The following is a 16568-nucleotide window of genomic DNA, read 5'->3' as shown; positions in this document are numbered from 1 at the left end:
TTGCTATGCTCGGGCTGTCCGTTCTGTGCTTTTTTTGCAACATATTTTATATCCTCTCGGTCGTAATCCTCTCAGTGCTAAAATGTCTATTTCCCGCCACAAAGAGAGCGCAGCACAAGATCGTTGCGAAGTTCCGGGTGTGCAATCCCTGCGCTTGCTTGATCGAAAGAATATGGGTTCGGATGAAAAACCTCGGTTTTTCAGGAGGCTCCGACTTATTCGACAGAGCAAAAGGCGTAGAGCAGTATACCGGCCGCAGTTTCAGGTCTCAGGCCGCTTTCTCGCCCGAAAGGCATTTTATGTTGGGGAAAATAGAGAGGACGCGAAGAATAATTTACCGGATTTCAATCTGGTTGCGTTCTTTATGGGATTTGGATCTGTACCCGGCTGCGGACGTTGTTGGCTCTGGCGCTGTCGTAAATCCTTCGCTTGTGCGTAGAAGGGCCTTTGGTCGTGGAAATGTTTAAGGTTTACGGTAATCAGGGGCGGACAATCGGACAGTCTTCAGCCTTTCTGCTGCTGTCATTGGCGCTCGGCAATCTGTTTTATACGGGCTGTGCCCATGCATTCGACTTCAAGGCCGGTGTCTCCAAGGAGTCCGGTCCCTTCGATCTGTTCAAGTTCGGCTTCAACGCTCAAAAGAGCGGCAAGACGCAGGATGCTGTTGAAGCCTATCGTTATGCGGCTGAAAAAGGTCACACCGGATCGCGCTGGGCGTTGGCCAATATGTATGCCGATGGCGATGGCGTCGTCAAAAACGATTATGAAGCCTTCAAGATTTATTCTGAAATTGCCAATCAGGGTGTAGAGCCGGGCTCGGAAGACACGGTCTATTTCGTTAATGCGCTGATCTCGCTTGCCAGTTATTATCAGCAGGGCATTGCTGGCAGCCCGGTTAAGTCCGATCTGGTCCAGGCCCGTCAGCTTTATTTCCAGGCGGCGTCCGCCTTTGGTTTCCCGGAAGCCCAGTTCGAACTGGCAAAGATGCTGCTGGCGGGCGAGGGCGGCAAACGCAACGTCCAGCAGGCCAAGAAATGGCTTAACCTTGCCCGCAAGAATGGCCATGCTGGCGCCATGGCGCTATTTGGCGATGTGATTTTCGAAGAAGGACAGGCGGCCCGTGGCCTCGCCTTTCTCACGGCGGCGCTCGATAAATGCGCGCCGAAGGATTGCCCATGGATCGAGGATCTACAGGAGCGCGCCTTCTCGCTTGCCGATGAAAAAGATCGCCGCGTTGCCGTGGCGCTCGTACCGCAGGTGCAGGAACAGCCCTGAACGGGCTGACCCGCTACATCCTTTTTATGCTGCGACGAAATTGAAATGCCCGATGACAGGCACATGGTCGGATGGCTTTTCCCAGCTGCGCACATGCTTTTCGATCTCGGTCGAGACCAGTCGGTCGGTGGCTTCTGCCGAGAGCAGAAGGTGATCGATGCGAATGCCGTTGTTCTTCTGCCAGGCGCCAGCCTGATAATCCCAGAATGAGTAGAGTTTTGTTGCATCCGTCGTGGCACGGACAGCATCGGTCAGTCCCAGATTTTCGAGGGACTGGAATGCGGCGCGGGTTTGGGGCAGGAAAAGCGCGTCATTGGCCCAGACCGCCGGGTCGAAGCAATCATGCGGATGCGGGATGACGTTATAGTCGCCTGCCAGAATAAGCGGTTCTTCCAGGGCAAGCCGATCCGCCGCAAAACGTTGCAACCGCGCCATCCAGGCCAGCTTGTAGGGGTATTTCACCGGATCGTCGGAGGGATTGCCGTTGGGGAGGTAAAGCGAGCAGACCCGCAATACGCCATCGGCCACCGAAAATACGCCCTCGATAAAGCGCGCCTGTTCATCGGCCTCGTCGCCAGGCAGGCCACGATTGACCTCGTCCGGCCTGATTTTTGAGAGAAGCGCGACGCCGTTGAAACCCTTCTGGCCATGGGTTTCCACATGATAGCCCAAAGCCTCGATCTCGGCGCGTGGAAAGCCTTCATCGACGGATTTGATTTCCTGGAGGCAGACAATGTCTGGCGACGAGCTTTCCAGCCATTGGCAGAGATTGGCAAGGCGTGCTTTCACGCCATTGATGTTCCAGGTGGCAATTTTCATCGGTGGGATTTCCTAGAGTTTGTCAGGGAAAAGTGGAATGCGGTTTTCCCGAAAAGACAAACGAAAACAAGATAACCGAGTGTTTTTCTGGTTCAATATCAACCTGACAAACTCGAGGTTCAGACCTGAGTTTTATCTGAAAGCCCATCGTTTGCCACGGAGAATTATGCGGAACCCACAAAAGCCTCACATGGCAAAGCTGGTACCGCAGCCACAGCTGGCCACCGCATTGGGATTGGTGATCTGGAAGGATTGACCCATCAGGTTGTCGACAAAATCGATTTCCGACCCGGCCATATAGACCAGTGATACCGGATCGATCAGCAGCGTCGCGCCGTCCCGTTCGATCACCAGATCGCCATCCTGCGGGCCTTGGTCCAGGTCGAATTTATAGGAAAAGCCAGAACAGCCGCCGCCTTCGACAGAGACGCGCAGAGCGTGTTTGTCCTGTTCGCTGGAGACGATTTTGGCGATGCGCTTGGCAGCGTTTTCCGAAACTGTAACTGTCTGCGTGGTCATTTTTGCCTCCTGACGGGTTCAAGGCCCGTAGAAACCTGGGGTTTGTCTATTTTTACCTGTCAACTTCTCTGCAAAGCAGCAAAAATTGGCAGGAAGTTAGGTCATTATAAAGAGGAAACCGGTGCCTTGCACGGGATTTTCCTATAGGTATGAACCATAGGCGAGAGCGTCAATGGGCAGGATGAAGAGCAGGCATGACAATCGATAGAAATGCATTGGGATTCGGTGTTGGAGAACGGGCTATTTTTGCTGCCGATCCCTGGAATTCGCGTGGGCGCCTCTATCCGGAAGGCGGCAGCCTGACCCGGTCCGATTTCCAGCGCGACCGCGACCGCATCGTTCATACTACCGCTTTTCGCCGCCTCAAGCACAAAACCCAGGTGTTTATCGGCCCCGACAGCGACCATTACCGCACCCGGTTGACCCACACGATCGAGGTGGCGCAAATTGCCCGGGCGCTGGCCCGCGCCTTTCGCATCGATGAGGATCTGGCCGAAGGCGTGGCACTGGTGCATGATTTCGGCCACACACCGTTTGGTCATACTGGCGAGGATGCGCTGCACGAATTGCTGGAACCCTATGGTGGCTTTGATCACAATGCTCAATCGCTGCGGATCGTTACCAAACTGGAGCGCCGCTACGCCGAATTCGACGGCCTTAACCTGACCTGGGAAACACTGGAGGGTCTGGTCAAGCACAATGGGCCGCTGATGAATGCGGACGGTGAGGGGACTCGCGGACCGGTGCCTTTACCAATCATCGAGTATTGCCAGATGCAGGATCTCGATATTGCCAGCTATGCCAGCCTGGAAGCACAGGCCGCCGCCGTTGCCGATGACATTGCCTATAACACCCATGACATCGACGATGGTCTGCGCTCTGGCTATCTGACGTTTGATATGCTGGAGGATGTGCCGTTTCTGGCTGGTTTGATGCGCGATGTGCGCGACCGCTATCCCAATCTGGAGGCCGACCGGTTTACCCATGAGATCATGCGCCGCCAGATCACTCGGATGGTCGAGGATGTGATTGCGGTGGCCCAGGAGCGGCTATCGCGTATTCGCCCGATGTCGGCTGACGATATTCGCCAGGCGGGTGAAACCGTGATTACCTTTTCGGAAGGAATGGCCGAGACCGACCGGCAGATCAAGAAGCTGCTGTTTTCGAAAATCTACCGCCATCCTGATATCATGCGCATTCGCGCTGGTGCCGCCCAGATCGTCACGGATCTCTTCAAGGCCTATATGGCCGATCCGACCCTGATGCGCAGCGACTATTGGGTGGAGCATACGGCAGGGCTGGAAACGCCCGCCAAAGCCCGCCATGTCGGTGATTTTCTGGCCGGGATGACCGACACTTATGCGGTGCGTGTCCACCGGCAGCTGTTTGACCATACACCCGATTTGCGCTAGGCAGCGGGCGAAACGCCGCCTGTTGGGCTGGCCTCGACCTGCATCTGTCTGGATTGATCCTCATGAACCTGTTCGCCGATTTCGAAAATCGAATCAAAGCTGCGCTGGAAACCCTTGATCTTGTAAAGGAAAAGCGAAGTGAGCTATCGTTCGAGCGGATCGTCGTCGAGCCGCCGCGCGATGCAAGCCACGGCGATGCCGCAACCAATGCAGCGATGGTTCTGGCCAAGCCGCTCGGCGTCAGCCCCAGGGTTCTGGCCGATCTGATCGGTGAAAAGCTTAAGGAAGATGCGGATATTGCCGAGGTTTCCGTGGCCGGTCCCGGCTTCCTGAATATCCGCCTGTCCGTTGCCTATTGGCAGCGGCTGTTGGCCAATGTGATTGCTGCAGGCACGGATTTCGGCCGCTCGCAAACCGGGGCTGGCCGCAAGGTCAATGTCGAATATGTCTCGGCCAATCCGACAGGGCCGATGCATGTCGGCCATTGCCGGGGTGCCGTGGTCGGCGATGCGCTGGCCAATCTTCTGGCCTTTGCCGGTTATGGCGTTACCAAGGAATATTACATCAACGATGCGGGCTCGCAGATCGACGTGCTGGCCCGCTCCGTTTTCCTGCGCTACCGCGAGGCGCTGGGCGAGGCTGTCGGCGATATCCCGGCTGGCCTATATCCTGGCGATTATCTGATACCGGTCGGCGAGGCGCTGGCTCAGGAATACGGCGTGCGTCTGCACAACATGCCGGAAGAGCAGTGGATGGATGTCGTCAAGGATCGCGCCATCGATGCGATGATGGTGATGATCCGTGAGGACCTCGCAGCCCTTAATGTGCATCACGACTTGTTTTATTCCGAGCGGCAATTGCATGCCAATGGGGCTGCCGCGATCCGCACCGCGATCAACGATCTGACCTTCAAGGGCCATGTCTATCGCGGTACGCTGCCGCCGCCGAAGGGACAATTGCCTGAAGATTGGGAAGATCGCGAGCAGACGCTGTTTCGCTCCACCGAAGTCGGCGACGATATCGACCGTCCACTGATCAAGTCGGATGGCAGCTATACCTATTTTGCTGCCGACGTCGCCTATTTCAAGGATAAGTATGATCGCGGTTTCGACCGGATGATCTATGTTCTGGGTGCTGACCATGGTGGTTATGTCAAGCGGCTGGAGGCAGTGGCCAAGGCTGTGTCCGAGGGCAAAGCCAAGTTGACGGTGCTGCTCTGCCAGCTCGTTAAGCTTTATCGCGATGGCGAGCCGGTCAAGATGTCGAAGCGGTCGGGCGATTTCGTGACGTTGCGCGACGTGGTCGAGGAAGTGGGACGTGATTCGGTGCGTTTCATGATGCTTTACCGCAAAAGCAGCGAGACACTCGACTTCGACTTTGCCAAGGTGACGGAACAGTCCAAGGACAATCCGGTCTTCTACGTGCAATATGCTCATGCCCGTTGCATGTCGATCTTCCGTCAGGCGCGCGAGGCTTTCGGCGATATCGATCTTTCGCCTGACATTCTGGAAGCTGCCGTGGCTGGTATTACCGAGCCGAGCGAAGTACAATTGATTGCTAAGCTTGCGGAATACCCGCGAATCATTGAAGCTTCGGCCCAGTCAATGGAACCGCATCGCATCGCATTTTATCTTTACGATCTGGCTAGTTCGTTCCATGCTCACTGGAATAAGGGCAAGGATCAGCCGGAATTACGATTTGTTAACGATAAAAACCGACAATCAAGTCTTGCCAGACTTGGGCTGGTGCATGCTGTCGCTTCTGTGTTGCAGTCCGGATTGGCCATTACCGGCACGGATGCTCCGCAAGAGATGCGATAGTATCGTCACCAATTCCCCACATTGCGCTGGCAAGCCGATGGTCGCGTAGCGAGTGGAAGTGTAGGGTTATGGTGCAAAAACAGGCTGCATATAGCAGGGATCCAGCAGGCAGTGCGTTTGCGGATGACGATCCGTTGGCAGAGCTGGCCCGTCTCGTCGGCTACGATGCGCCGGTGGCGCGTCGTGACCCTCCCATGACTCCGAATATGACTCCGCCTGTGGCACCCGAGCCGCACCGGCATTCGCCAGCGCATGATCAGGTCAATTTGCAGGACGAGCTGCTTCAGGATCTTGACGGTTACGTTGATGCGCCTGCCTACGTCGGCGTATCCCAGCCGTCGGCCGGATATTCCCATGAAGCGGTATCGGCGCACGAGCCGGTATCATTCGGTGGTGCTGAGGCTCTGTCGCCAACCGGGTCTTCTGCGTCGGACATATCTCTTGCAGATGAACTTGAGTGGTCGGTTGGTGACGTGGCGGTAGAACCGCCATCAGCCCGTTCCGGCGGAGCCGATCCAACCGAAGGCTATGGGCGTCATCGTCTGCCGCTTGCCAATTTCAATCCGGTCAGTGCTGCTACCTCGCGTTCAAGTGCCACACGCCATGAAGAGCAGACCCGGCAGCGGCACGAGCCGGTGATGGAACCTGCGCCGGTTGAAGCGGCTGCCCCTGTTATCCACCCGGAGCGTGATGTTCCGGAGATGGAGCAGGATTTCGATTTTGGGTTCAGCCCCGAAGCGTCGCGATCACCAGTACAGGCAGCGCCCACGCAGGATGTTTTCGCCCAGCGCCGTGAACCGCCGCTTTTCCAGCCTGTTGCCCATTCGGTTTTCGCAGGTGCGCCGCTTGCCCCGCCATCGCTCGAGGTTCCGAGCTTTTTCGAGGCCTTGGCGCGCAATGAAGAGGTGGACGCGCGGCCCGTCGCGGCTTCTGCCTATTCGGTGCAAGAGCCTCAATTCGAACCGCAGGCAGCGGCTACAGGCCATGACCATCAGCCCGAGGTTAAGGACGAAACATCGTTAGCCCAGCAGGAGGCCGATCCTTTCGGTGGCGATTTTGATTTCGATTTGGAAGAGATCGAACTCGATCTATCCGAGCTGGAGGCTGAGTCCGCGCCACCGGTGACAGAGCAGAGGCAGCCGCAGCCCGTCGCAGCCGCTGTGGCTGGTCCTGCTATGCATCAGCCGTCCCGTCCGCCAGAGGTCGCACCTGTTCAGGCGCCAGCGCTCATTGCTGAACCGGGGCCGCAGCATGTGAGTGAACCCGTTCCGCTGCCGTTTGATGCCGCCGAAATTTCGGATCAAGACGAACACCTGGAAGCGGTCGCCCATCTGGACGTTCCCGATTTGCCGCCTGTGGAGGATGCTGCGCCTGCCACCTATCGGCAGGATTACGATTTCGATATCGATTCCGAACTGGCGACATTGCTGGATCAGACGGTAGAGCCGCGTTCGGCATCTGCGCCATCAAAGCCCGCGCAGGTCGCGGCCACGGCGGCTGTTGCTGCGCCGGTGGCGCCCATGCCGCCCTTGGCCGAGCAGGTCAAGAATATGCCCAGTGATGATTTCGACGTGTTCGAAAAGGCACTGGAGGAAGATTTTCGCAAGAGCCTCGATGGTCCCCATAGTTTTGGTGCCAGACCCGGTGGTCCTGTGCCGACTCCACTGGAGGCCGAGGATTATGACGATTACGAAGAGCCGCGCGGTTCGCGCCGCTGGGTGGCGATGGCTGCGGCAGCGGTGGTCGTGCTGGTTGGCGGTGGCGGCGTCTATGCCTGGATGAAGACCAGTGGGGGCGAAACGTTCAGCTCCAGCGAACCGAAAGTGGTGATGGCTGACAAGGGGCCGGTCAAGGTCGTGCCTGCCGATCCCGGTGGCAAGTCCGTTCCGAACCAGAATAAGGCGGTCTATGACAGGGTGTCTGGTTCGGCTCCTGACCAGCCTCAGCAAAAGAGCCTGATCTCTTCGCAGGAAGAGCCGGTGGATGTCGCCCAGCGCACGCTGGAGCCTGACAATTTGCCGTTGGAACAGGAATCAGAGGCTGACAATGCCGGTATAAACGGGGCCGGTATGAACGGCGATGCCGCGCAGACGGGGCAGAATGGCCAGCCGGGCGATGCCGCCAAGCAGGGCGACCAGCAGAGCCTTTCGCCCCGTAAGGTGAAAACCATGATTGTGCGGCCGGACGGCTCGCTGGTGGCGCAGGAAACCCCTGCCCAGCAGCCTGCGGCTTCCCAGCCATCGACCGCCCAAGGTGGTGCTCCTCAGCCAGCTGCGGCCCAACCAGGATCTGCTGCTCCGCAGAGCGTGGAACAGGCCATGGCCTCCGCGGATACGGCGACGGCTGCACCTGACGCCACCCAGAATAGTGCTGGCGTTCCGGCTCCCAATATGCCGGTTCCGCGCAACAGACCGGCGTCTTCCCCGGTGCAGACAGCGGCGGCAGCCAAGCCAATGCCAGCTGCTACGCCTGTTTCCGCACCTCCTGCGTCAGCCAGCACGGCTGCTGGCTCCGGTGGTTATCTGGTTCAGATCTCTTCGCTGCCAAGCGAAGCCGATGCCCAGAAAAGCTATAAGAACCTGTCGGCTAAATTCGGCAGCGTGATCGGTGGTCGGGGCGTCGATATCAAGGCCGCCGATATTCCTGGGAAGGGCACCTATTACCGTGTCCGTATCCCGGCTGGCAGCAAGGATGAAGCCGTGTCGCTCTGCGAACGGTATCGCGGCGCTGGCGGAAATTGCATGGTGGTACGCTAAAGGCGCACAGGGAGCCTTTTACGGTTCTCTTTGATTGAATGCGACTTCGTTTAAGGGCGCTATTCCCACAGATTAGCGCCCTTTCTGCTGCTTTTTTCGTGGATTCCTGTGCATGATCGGCGCTTTGCCCTCGGCTTTTCGCAAAGCTGGACTATTGTCTGGCCATGACCCACGCAAAAGCTATGATTTTGGGCTGTTCCGGCCCGGTTCTGACCCCGGATGAGCAGGCGTTCTTTAGAGAGCACCAGCCCTGGGGCTTTATTCTGTTCGGGCGCAATTGCCTTGACGGTGCGCAGATCAGCGATCTGGTTGCGCAGATGCGCGATACGGTTGGCGGGCGCAATGCGCCTGTGCTGATCGATCAGGAGGGCGGGCGCGTTCAGCGTATCCGCGAGCCGATGTGTCCGCGCTATCCATCGGGCGCCGAGATCGGTGCGCTTTACCGTCAGGACAAGGAGAAAGGGCTTCGCGCCGCCTGGCTGATGTCGCGGCTGCATGCCTTTGACCTTTTGCGCTACGGCATCAACGTCGATTGCCTGCCGGTGGTGGATGTGCCGGTCGAAGGGGCCAGCAATGTGATTGGCAACCGCGCCTATGGTTTCGATCCAGAAACGGTTGGAGCGCTGGGCGAAGCGGCGGCGGCGGGGTTGAAGGCAGGCGGTGTGCTGCCAACGGTCAAGCATATTCCCGGCCATGGCCGGGGCATGGCCGACTCCCATCACGAATTGCCGGTGGTGACAGCCTCGCGGGCCGAGCTGGAAGCGCATGATTTCCCGCCCTTCCAGCGGCTCAACGGCGAATTGATGGCGATGACCGCGCATGTGGTCTATTCTGCCTATGACCCAGATTATACGGCCTCGACCTCATCCATTGTCGTGGATGAGGTGATCCGGGGACTGATCGGGTTCCAGGGGCTTTTGATGAATGACGATCTGTCGATGAATGCCCTGAAGGGGACGATTTCCGAGCGGGCAGCGGCGGTGGTTGCTGCTGGCAACGACGTTCTGCTGCATTGCCACGGCATTATGGAGGAAATGGTGCAGGTGGCCGAGCGCGCTCCCGTACTGGCCGGGGCAGCGCTTGCGCGGGTAAAGGCCGTTGAGGCGGCTTTCGGCGGTAACGACGGCGCCGACGAACAGGCGATCCGTGCGGAATTTGCCTCGCTGATGGCGGTGGCGTGATGGCAGAGCCTGCCGCACCCGCTCCGGCCTCCAATGTGAAGGGCGGCACCGCCACGCCGATGGAGAAGCTGTGGCAGGGCGATGCGGCGATTGAGCGGGCCAGCGATGATCCCTCTTTGGTCATCGACGTCGCTGGTTTCGAAGGCCCTCTGGATCTGTTGCTGTTTCTGGCCCGTAATCAAAAGGTTGACCTGTCGCGGATTTCGGTTCTGGCGCTGGCTGAACAATATCTGCTGTTCGTCGAACAGGCCCGCAGCATCCGCATCGAGCTTGCCGCCGATTACCTTGTCATGGCGGCCTGGCTTGCCTATCTGAAATCCCGGCTGCTGATCCCTCAGCAAGCCAAGGACGACGAGCCATCCGGCGAAGAAATGGCCGCAGCACTGGCCTTCCGGCTGAAGCGGCTAGAGGCGATGCGCGATGCGGCTGGAAAGCTCGTCAACCGCAACCGGCTGGGCCGCGATATCTTTCAGCGCGGCGCACCTGAACATGTGCCTGACAGGGTGAATTCCGCCTTTGAGGCCAGTCTCTACGACCTGCTGTCTGCCTATGCCAATCTACGCCAGCGTCAGGCCTATACGCAGGTCACTATCGAGCGGCGCACAGTCTGGTCGCTGGTCGATGCCCGCACGCTGCTCAACCGGATGATTGGCGAGATCAGCGATTGGACGGCGCTGGACAGCTATTTGCTGCAATATCTGGCCGATCCAGCGGAGCGGATCACGGCGATTGCCAGCGCCTTTGCTGCATCGCTGGAACTGGTGCGGGAAGGCAAGCTGGAAATTCGCCAGGCGGGCGCTTTCGAGCCGATCTATATGCGGGGCGGCAAGGGCCGGGACGCGGCGGGCATGTTGGTGCCCCATGCTGATGGTGGTCAGGCGTGATGGCGATGACAGGCGACAATCAACAAGATGAAGCTGATGCCAAGGATGGGGCAGGCGGGCTTGCTGGCATACGGGAGCGTGAAGCTTTGCGTATCGTCGAAGCACTGGTCTTTGCCTCGGCAGAGCCAGTCTCGGAAGGCTTTCTGGCCGAGCGCCTGCCACGCGGCACCGATATTGGCGGGCTGATGAAGGCGCTACAGGCCGATTATGCGCCACGCGGTGTCAATCTGGTGCGGGTTGATGGGCATTGGGCATTTCGCACGGCTGCCGATCTGGCCTTTGCCATTCGTCGTGAAGACAATGAGGTGCGCAAACTGTCGCGGGCGGCGCTGGAAGTGCTGGCGATCATTGCCTATCACCAGCCGGTCACGCGGGCCGAAATCGAAGATATCAGAGGCGTGCAGACCTCCAAAGGCACGATTGACGTGTTGCTGGAGGCTGGATGGGTGCGGTTTCGCGGCCGTCGCCGCACGCCGGGCCGGCCCGTGACCTTCGGCACGACTCGCGATTTTCTCGATCATTTTGGGCTGGAGGAATTGCGCGATCTACCGGGCATGGAGGAATTGAAAGGGGCGGGACTGCTGACAGGCCGAATCCCGGCGAATTTCCATGTGCCGATGCCGATGGATGGCGATGCGCTTGGTGAGGATGAGGACCCGATCACCCAGCTGGATCTGGAGGAACTTGGCCTGCTGGCACCCGCCGATGCCCGTGATGCGTAATCTGTTGTTGAGCTTGGGCTGTAGAAATGCTCATGAAAATCTGCGGGACTGTTGATGGGGCGGCGGCGGTGTCTTGCCTCCCGTCATTTCCCATGCCAAGCAGGTAAAAGATTTTGTAATTTGAAAAAGATGCACAAACATCTTACATCGGTATGACCGATCAATAAGGAGTGGGGACCATGGGTTCTTTCAGTATGTGGCATTGGCTGATCGTTCTGGCGATTGTGCTGTTGTTGTTTGGCCGTGGCAAGATTCCCGAACTGATGGGCGACGTTGCCAAGGGTATCAAGAGCTTCAAGAAGGGCATGTCGGATGACGATACGGCCCCTGACGGGACGCCTAAGCCTGCTGATCAGTCGAAGACCGTGGACCATAGGGCCGACGATCACAAATAACCATGCGTGCAACTGAATGAGGCCGGTGCCAGTGGCGCCGGTCTGTTTCTGGAATGGGTCGCCGCTTGGCCGACGGCTTCAGGAGACTGAAGAATGCTTGACATTGGCTGGAGCGAATTGCTGGTTATCGCGGTCGTGCTGATCGTTGTGGTCGGTCCGAAAGACTTGCCGCCCATGCTGCGGGCCTTTGGCAAGATGACAACGCGGCTGCGCAAGACGGCGGGCGAGTTTCGCGCCCAGTTCGACGAGGCGCTGCGTGAAGCCGACATGGACGATGTGCGCCGCACGATAGATGATGCCCAACGGTTGAACCCCGCCAATGCGCTGCGCGAGGCGATCAATCCGCTGCGGCAGATGGGTGCCGATATCAGATCCGATCTCCAGCGCTCGACGCAGGTGGATCATTTCCCTGAAGATGAGAGTAGCCGTCTGCCGCTGGCGGATGAACCGGCCCGGCCGATGACGGCGGAAGATCTTCCGCCGCTGCCACCGCTGGGTGATACTCTGGCAAAACCACAATTGCCGGGTTCGGCTGCCGCAGCACCTGTGACAGCACCGGTTGTCAAAGCCGCCGACACTGTTACCCCAGTGGAAAAAGCACCGGTGAAACGGGTGCGAAAGCCAAAGTCGGATGTCGCGGCGCCTGACGTGCTAACGTCTGAAATGTCGTCGCCTAAGGCGGTAAAAGCCGTAAAAGCCAAGGCTGTTTCCAAGCCAGTCAAAAATCTGAAGCCAGCAGCCGTCACCGCGCCTGTCGCGCAAACCTCTGTTGATGCTGACATTGCTGTATCGGATAAGGGTGCGCCCCCGAAGACGACGCGCACCAAAAGGCCAGTAGCGGCAAAGGGTCTGCCGGAGACGGCTGCTGTGCCAGAATTGAAAAAGAAAACCGCATCCAGGAAGAAGACTGTCCCTGGTGAAACGATGGCCAGCCAGCCTGAGCCCCGAGCGGAAGACATCACCAAGGGTGAAGCATGAGCGACGACATTGAGGACAAGCCGCAGCCGCTGATCGAGCATCTGATAGAGCTGAGGACGCGGCTGATCTGGTCGCTGGGTGCGTTTTTCCTGGCCTTCATCGTCTGCTTTTTCTTCGCCAAGCATTTGTTCAATCTTCTGGTCATCCCCTATAAATGGGCTGTGATCTGGGCGCATCTGGATGTCAGCAAGGCGGAGCTGATCTATACGGCGCCGCAGGAGTTTTTCTTCACCCAGGTCAAGGTGGCGATGTTTTCTGCCATGGTCATCGCTTTTCCGGTGATTGCCGCGCAGATCTACAAGTTCGTGGCACCGGGCCTTTATAAAAACGAGCGCCAGGCTTTCCTGCCGTTCTTGGTTGCCTCTCCGGTTCTGTTCCTGATGGGTGCGGCGCTGGTCTATTTCTTCTTTACCCCGATGGTGATGTGGTTCTTCCTGGCGATGCAGCAGGCGCCGGGTGAGGGCGATGTGGCGATTTCGCTGATGCCGAAAGTCTCGGAATATCTCAGCCTGATCATGTCGCTGGTCTTTGCCTTCGGACTTGTGTTCCAATTGCCTGTGGTGACCACGCTTCTGGCCCGGGTCGGGATCATCGACAGCAAGTGGCTGGCAGAAAAGCGCAAATATTTCATCGTCATCGCCTTCATCGTTGCGGCAGTGCTAACCCCGCCCGATCCGATGTCCCAGATCGGTCTTGCACTGCCAACGATCCTTCTCTACGAAGTCTCGATCTACGCCGCAAAGATCGTGGAAAGGGAACGGTCAAAGAAGGCCGCAACTGAAGCCAGCACCTCCACCGAGGTGGAATAACCTGCGTCAAAATCCGGCCCGCTACAGACTTGGTCCGCTTACATACCTGGTCCGCTTACATATTTGGAACGACGATGCTTGATATCAAATGGATTCGTGAAAACCCTGAGCTTCTCGATCAGGCGCTGGCAAAGCGCGGGGCAGAGCCGCTGTCGCAGAGCCTGATCACGCTTGATGAACAGCGCCGAGCCGTTGTCCAGTCCATGCAGGACATGCAGTCGCGTCGTAATTCCGCCTCCAAGGAAATCGGCGCGGCCATGGCGCAGAAGGATATGGCGCTGGCCGAAAAGCTGAAGGCCGAAGTTGCCTCGCTGAAGGACACCCTGCCGGCTGCCGAAGAAGATGAGCGCCGCCTGAGCGCGGAATTGACCGACGCCCTGTCGCGCATTCCCAATATTCCGCTGGACGATGTACCTGTTGGCGCGGATGAACACGACAATGTCGTGACGCGTGTTGTCGGCCAGAAGCCGGTCTGGAACCATAAGGCCATCGAGCATCCGGAAATCGGCGAAGCGCTGGGCTATATGGATTTCGACCGCGCTGCCAAGCTTTCTGGCGCACGGTTTACAGTCTTGACCGGGCCTTTGGCGCGGTTGGAGCGGGCGCTCGGTCAGTTCATGATCGATCTTCACACCAGCGAGCATGGCTATACCGAAGTCTCATCGCCGCTGATGGTGCGAGATGAAGCGATGTATGGCACCGGTCAATTGCCGAAATTTGCTGAGGAACTGTTCAAGACCACGGATGGTCGGTGGCTGATCCCGACGGCTGAGGTGACGCTGACCAATCTGGTCTCCGGTGAAATTCTCGATCAGGAAAAACTGCCGCTGCGCTTTACCGCCTTGACGCCGTCCTTCCGCTCGGAAGCAGGGTCGGCCGGGCGTGACACGCGCGGCATGCTTCGCCAGCATCAGTTCTGGAAATGCGAACTGGTGTCGATCACCGATGCGCAGAGCGCTTTGGCGGAACATGAGCGGATGACGGCCTGCGCCGAAGAGGTGCTGAAGCGCCTCGGCCTGCATTTCCGCACCATGACGCTTTGCACCGGCGATATGGGGTTCGGCGCCGCCAAGACCTACGATCTGGAAGTTTGGCTGCCGGGACAGAACACGTTCCGTGAAATCTCCTCATGCTCGGTCTGTGGTGATTTCCAGGGGCGGCGGATGAATGCCCGCTACCGCAACAAGGATGGCAAAGGCACCACATTCGTCCACACGCTCAACGGTTCTGGCACCGCAGTTGGCCGGTGCCTGATCGCAGTCATGGAGAACTATCTCAACGAAGATGGCTCGATCACTGTGCCTGATGTCTTGTTGCCCTATATGGGCGGTCTGACGAGAATTGAAAAAGCCAGCTAATTCCGGCTTCAGAAACGTCTTGACGAGGACCAATGCGGATTCTGCTGACCAATGACGACGGCATTCATGCAGACGGCATGGCCGTTCTGGAACGAATCGCTCGGACGCTCTCCGACGATGTGTGGATTGTTGCGCCGGAAACCGACCAGAGCGGGCTTGCCCATTCGCTGACCCTGTCGGAGCCGTTGCGGCTGCGGCAGCTTGGCGAGAAACGCTTTGCGCTGCGGGGAACGCCGACCGATTGCGTCATCATGGCCATCCGCAAAGTGCTGCCCGGCAAGCCGGATCTCGTATTGTCAGGTGTCAATGCCGGGGCGAACCTTGCTGACGATGTCACCTATTCCGGCACGGTGGCTGGGGCAATCGAAGGCACGGTGCATGGGGTGCGATCGTTTGCGCTTAGCCAGGCCTATAGCTACGTGGCTGGTCATTCCATTCCCTGGGATGTGGCTGAAACGCATGCGCCAGCGCTGATTGCTAAACTGATGCATGCCGACCTGCCGCCCGGCACGTTCCTCAATCTCAATTTTCCCAATTGCGAACCGCGCGAGGTTGCGGGCGTCGATGTCACCTCGCAGGGCAAGCTCGACTTCGGACTCAGCGTCGAAGAGCGGCTGGATGGGCGCGGACTTCCTTATTTCTGGCTGCGATTCGGCGACCGCAAGGGCAATTTCCGCGCCGGAACCGATATCAGCACGTTGCGTGATAACCGTATTTCGGTCACGCCGCTGAAGCTGGACCTGACCGATTACGCGGTTCAGGATATCATCGCCGCCGCGCTGAACCCGGAGGTAGGGTCGTGAAATCCGCAATGCTTGAAAAAGAGGGCTTTGCCGCCTTGGTGCTGCGGCTGCGCTCCGAGGGGATTTCCGACATCAACCTGCTGACGGCGGTGGAACAGACACCCCGCTCGCGATTCGTCGCGCATCATCTGGCCGAGCACGCCTATTCCCGCCAGACGATCCCGCTCGAATGCGGAGCTTTCATGGAAGGGGCCGATCTTGCCGTACGGCTGATCGAGCGCCTGCGCGTCAAGCCCGGCCAGCGGGTGATGGAGGTCGGTACCGGCAGCGGGTTCATGACTGCTGTTCTGGCTCGTCTTAGCGAACGGGTCGTCTCGGTGGAGCGCTACAAGACGCTGGTAACCGATGCGCAGGCGCGTCTGGAGCAATTGTCAGTCCGCAATGCGATTATCCGCCATGGCGATGGTAGCCTGGGCTTGCCGGGCGAGGGCACATTCGACCGAATCATCGCGACAGCCGCGTTTCCGTCGATGCCAAAAGTCTTTACCGAGCAATTGGTCCATAACGGTGTGCTGCTGGCTCCGCTCATTTTGGATGAAAATCGTTGCGTCATGGTGCGGCTGACCCGCACCGGTAGCCGGTTTGAGCGGGAAGACCTGTTCGAGGTTCCCTATCTTCCTTTGACTCCAAATGTCGCTGCCTTCCTTTAATTGGAAGCTTTGCATCCGCTAAAATTACCAAAATTGGACAGTTTGGCGGCGCTTGGCTCAGTGCCCTTAATTTTTATGGTTAATGGCTTTTTTGTAAAACCCCGGCACAGCAGGGTTTCCAGCCACGCAGGCCCCGGTTTTCCTGCGATTTTTTGCGGAATGTTCATAAGGATTCCACGCGGTTAAC

General features: G+C 58.3%; 15 protein-coding genes and 1 pseudogene. 13 read left to right on the top strand and 3 right to left on the bottom strand.

Translation table 11 applies throughout. The features are described 5' to 3' along the window. Positions 1-459 precede the first annotated feature (459 nt). Positions 460-1275 carry an exopolysaccharide production regulator ExoR gene (exoR, locus tag FS819_RS08680; RefSeq protein ID WP_015916349.1) on the top strand — a complete coding sequence of 272 codons (816 nt, stop codon included), beginning with the start codon at positions 460-462 and terminating at the stop codon, positions 1273-1275. A 24-nt stretch (positions 1276-1299) separates the two neighbouring features. Here the strand turns inward: exoR and xth are convergent, their stop codons facing one another. Together xth and erpA are read right to left on the bottom strand one after the other, a co-directional pair. Continuing rightward, a complete protein-coding gene (gene xth, locus FS819_RS08675; protein ID WP_156551419.1) occupies positions 1300-2094 on the bottom strand; it encodes an exodeoxyribonuclease III in 795 nt (264 codons plus the stop codon). Between the two features lie 186 nt (positions 2095-2280). Next, complete coding sequence (gene erpA, locus FS819_RS08670) at positions 2281-2613, bottom strand: iron-sulfur cluster insertion protein ErpA (RefSeq protein WP_070150521.1); 333 nt, start codon at positions 2611-2613, stop codon at positions 2281-2283. A 194-nt stretch (positions 2614-2807) separates the two neighbouring features. Here erpA and FS819_RS08665 point away from each other — a divergent pair, with 194 nt between their 5' ends. From FS819_RS08665 to FS819_RS08610, 12 genes and pseudogenes are all read left to right on the top strand, one after another. Further along, on the top strand, positions 2808-4025 hold the full coding sequence (locus FS819_RS08665) for a deoxyguanosinetriphosphate triphosphohydrolase (RefSeq protein WP_156551420.1): 1218 nt from the start codon (positions 2808-2810) through the stop codon (positions 4023-4025). A 62-nt stretch (positions 4026-4087) separates the two neighbouring features. Further along, positions 4088-5845 carry an arginine--tRNA ligase gene (argS, locus tag FS819_RS08660; protein WP_156551421.1) on the top strand — a complete coding sequence of 586 codons (1758 nt, stop codon included), beginning with the start codon at positions 4088-4090 and terminating at the stop codon, positions 5843-5845. A 134-nt stretch (positions 5846-5979) separates the two neighbouring features. Then, on the top strand, positions 5980-8601 hold the full coding sequence (locus FS819_RS08655; protein WP_197434245.1) for an SPOR domain-containing protein: 2622 nt from the start codon (positions 5980-5982) through the stop codon (positions 8599-8601). A gap of 164 nt (positions 8602-8765) precedes the next feature. Next, positions 8766-9782, top strand: coding sequence for a beta-N-acetylhexosaminidase (gene nagZ / locus FS819_RS08650; protein WP_156551423.1), 1017 nt, complete (start codon positions 8766-8768; stop codon positions 9780-9782). After that, on the top strand, positions 9782-10666 hold the full coding sequence (locus FS819_RS08645; RefSeq protein ID WP_156551424.1) for a segregation and condensation protein A: 885 nt from the start codon (positions 9782-9784) through the stop codon (positions 10664-10666). The genes nagZ and FS819_RS08645 overlap by 1 nt, the downstream gene beginning before the upstream one ends. Positions 10667-10671: 5 nt before the next feature. Continuing rightward, on the top strand, positions 10672-11388 hold the full coding sequence (scpB, locus tag FS819_RS08640; RefSeq protein ID WP_156551425.1) for an SMC-Scp complex subunit ScpB: 717 nt from the start codon (positions 10672-10674) through the stop codon (positions 11386-11388). A gap of 179 nt (positions 11389-11567) precedes the next feature. Further along, complete coding sequence (locus FS819_RS08635) at positions 11568-11783, top strand: twin-arginine translocase TatA/TatE family subunit (protein ID WP_015916340.1); 216 nt, start codon at positions 11568-11570, stop codon at positions 11781-11783. Between the two features lie 93 nt (positions 11784-11876). Continuing rightward, positions 11877-12569, top strand: a pseudogene (gene tatB / locus FS819_RS08630) (Sec-independent protein translocase protein TatB); the annotation flags it as partial. A gap of 188 nt (positions 12570-12757) precedes the next feature. Next, on the top strand, positions 12758-13570 hold the full coding sequence (tatC, locus tag FS819_RS08625) for a twin-arginine translocase subunit TatC (RefSeq protein ID WP_070164979.1): 813 nt from the start codon (positions 12758-12760) through the stop codon (positions 13568-13570). A gap of 74 nt (positions 13571-13644) precedes the next feature. Continuing rightward, complete coding sequence (gene serS / locus FS819_RS08620; RefSeq protein ID WP_156551426.1) at positions 13645-14928, top strand: serine--tRNA ligase; 1284 nt, start codon at positions 13645-13647, stop codon at positions 14926-14928. Positions 14929-14960: 32 nt separating this feature from the next. After that, the gene (surE, locus tag FS819_RS08615; protein WP_156551427.1) at positions 14961-15731 is read left to right on the top strand and encodes a 5'/3'-nucleotidase SurE; all 771 of its coding nucleotides are present in this window, start codon (positions 14961-14963) and stop codon (positions 15729-15731) included. After that, a complete protein-coding gene (locus tag FS819_RS08610) occupies positions 15728-16381 on the top strand; it encodes a protein-L-isoaspartate(D-aspartate) O-methyltransferase (RefSeq protein WP_060716777.1) in 654 nt (217 codons plus the stop codon). Before surE ends, FS819_RS08610 begins: the two co-directional genes overlap by 4 nt. Here the strand turns inward: FS819_RS08610 and FS819_RS08605 are convergent. Then, on the bottom strand, positions 16378-16548 hold the full coding sequence (locus tag FS819_RS08605) for a hypothetical protein (RefSeq protein WP_156551428.1): 171 nt from the start codon (positions 16546-16548) through the stop codon (positions 16378-16380). The genes FS819_RS08610 and FS819_RS08605 overlap by 4 nt on opposite strands. Positions 16549-16568 lie beyond the last annotated feature (20 nt).

This window comes from Allorhizobium sp. Av2 (assembly GCF_021462805.2).
Taxonomy (GTDB): Bacteria; Pseudomonadota; Alphaproteobacteria; order Rhizobiales; family Rhizobiaceae; genus Allorhizobium; species Allorhizobium vitis_G.
Note: the sequence above shows the minus strand (reverse complement) of the source record. Positions and strands in the feature narration are given on the sequence as shown.

Bases quoted from the DNA above. Each gene is read 5' to 3' on its own strand.
- tatC (WP_070164979.1), top strand. From the start codon at position 12,758: ATGAGCGACGACATTGAGGACAAGCCGCAGCCGCTGATCGAGCATCTG.
- argS (WP_156551421.1), top strand. From the start codon at position 4,088: ATGAACCTGTTCGCCGATTTCGAAAATCGAATCAAAGCTGCGCTGGAA.
- erpA (WP_070150521.1), bottom strand. From the start codon at position 2,613: ATGACCACGCAGACAGTTACAGTTTCGGAAAACGCTGCCAAGCGCATC.
- FS819_RS08665 (WP_156551420.1), top strand. From the start codon at position 2,808: ATGACAATCGATAGAAATGCATTGGGATTCGGTGTTGGAGAACGGGCT.
- serS (WP_156551426.1), top strand. From the start codon at position 13,645: ATGCTTGATATCAAATGGATTCGTGAAAACCCTGAGCTTCTCGATCAG.
- nagZ (WP_156551423.1), top strand. From the start codon at position 8,766: ATGACCCACGCAAAAGCTATGATTTTGGGCTGTTCCGGCCCGGTTCTG.
- surE (WP_156551427.1), top strand. From the start codon at position 14,961: ATGCGGATTCTGCTGACCAATGACGACGGCATTCATGCAGACGGCATG.
- FS819_RS08635 (WP_015916340.1), top strand. From the start codon at position 11,568: ATGGGTTCTTTCAGTATGTGGCATTGGCTGATCGTTCTGGCGATTGTG.
- FS819_RS08645 (WP_156551424.1), top strand. From the start codon at position 9,782: ATGGCAGAGCCTGCCGCACCCGCTCCGGCCTCCAATGTGAAGGGCGGC.
- FS819_RS08605 (WP_156551428.1), bottom strand. From the start codon at position 16,548: ATGAACATTCCGCAAAAAATCGCAGGAAAACCGGGGCCTGCGTGGCTG.
- scpB (WP_156551425.1), top strand. From the start codon at position 10,672: ATGACAGGCGACAATCAACAAGATGAAGCTGATGCCAAGGATGGGGCA.
- exoR (WP_015916349.1), top strand. From the start codon at position 460: ATGTTTAAGGTTTACGGTAATCAGGGGCGGACAATCGGACAGTCTTCA.
- xth (WP_156551419.1), bottom strand. From the start codon at position 2,094: ATGAAAATTGCCACCTGGAACATCAATGGCGTGAAAGCACGCCTTGCC.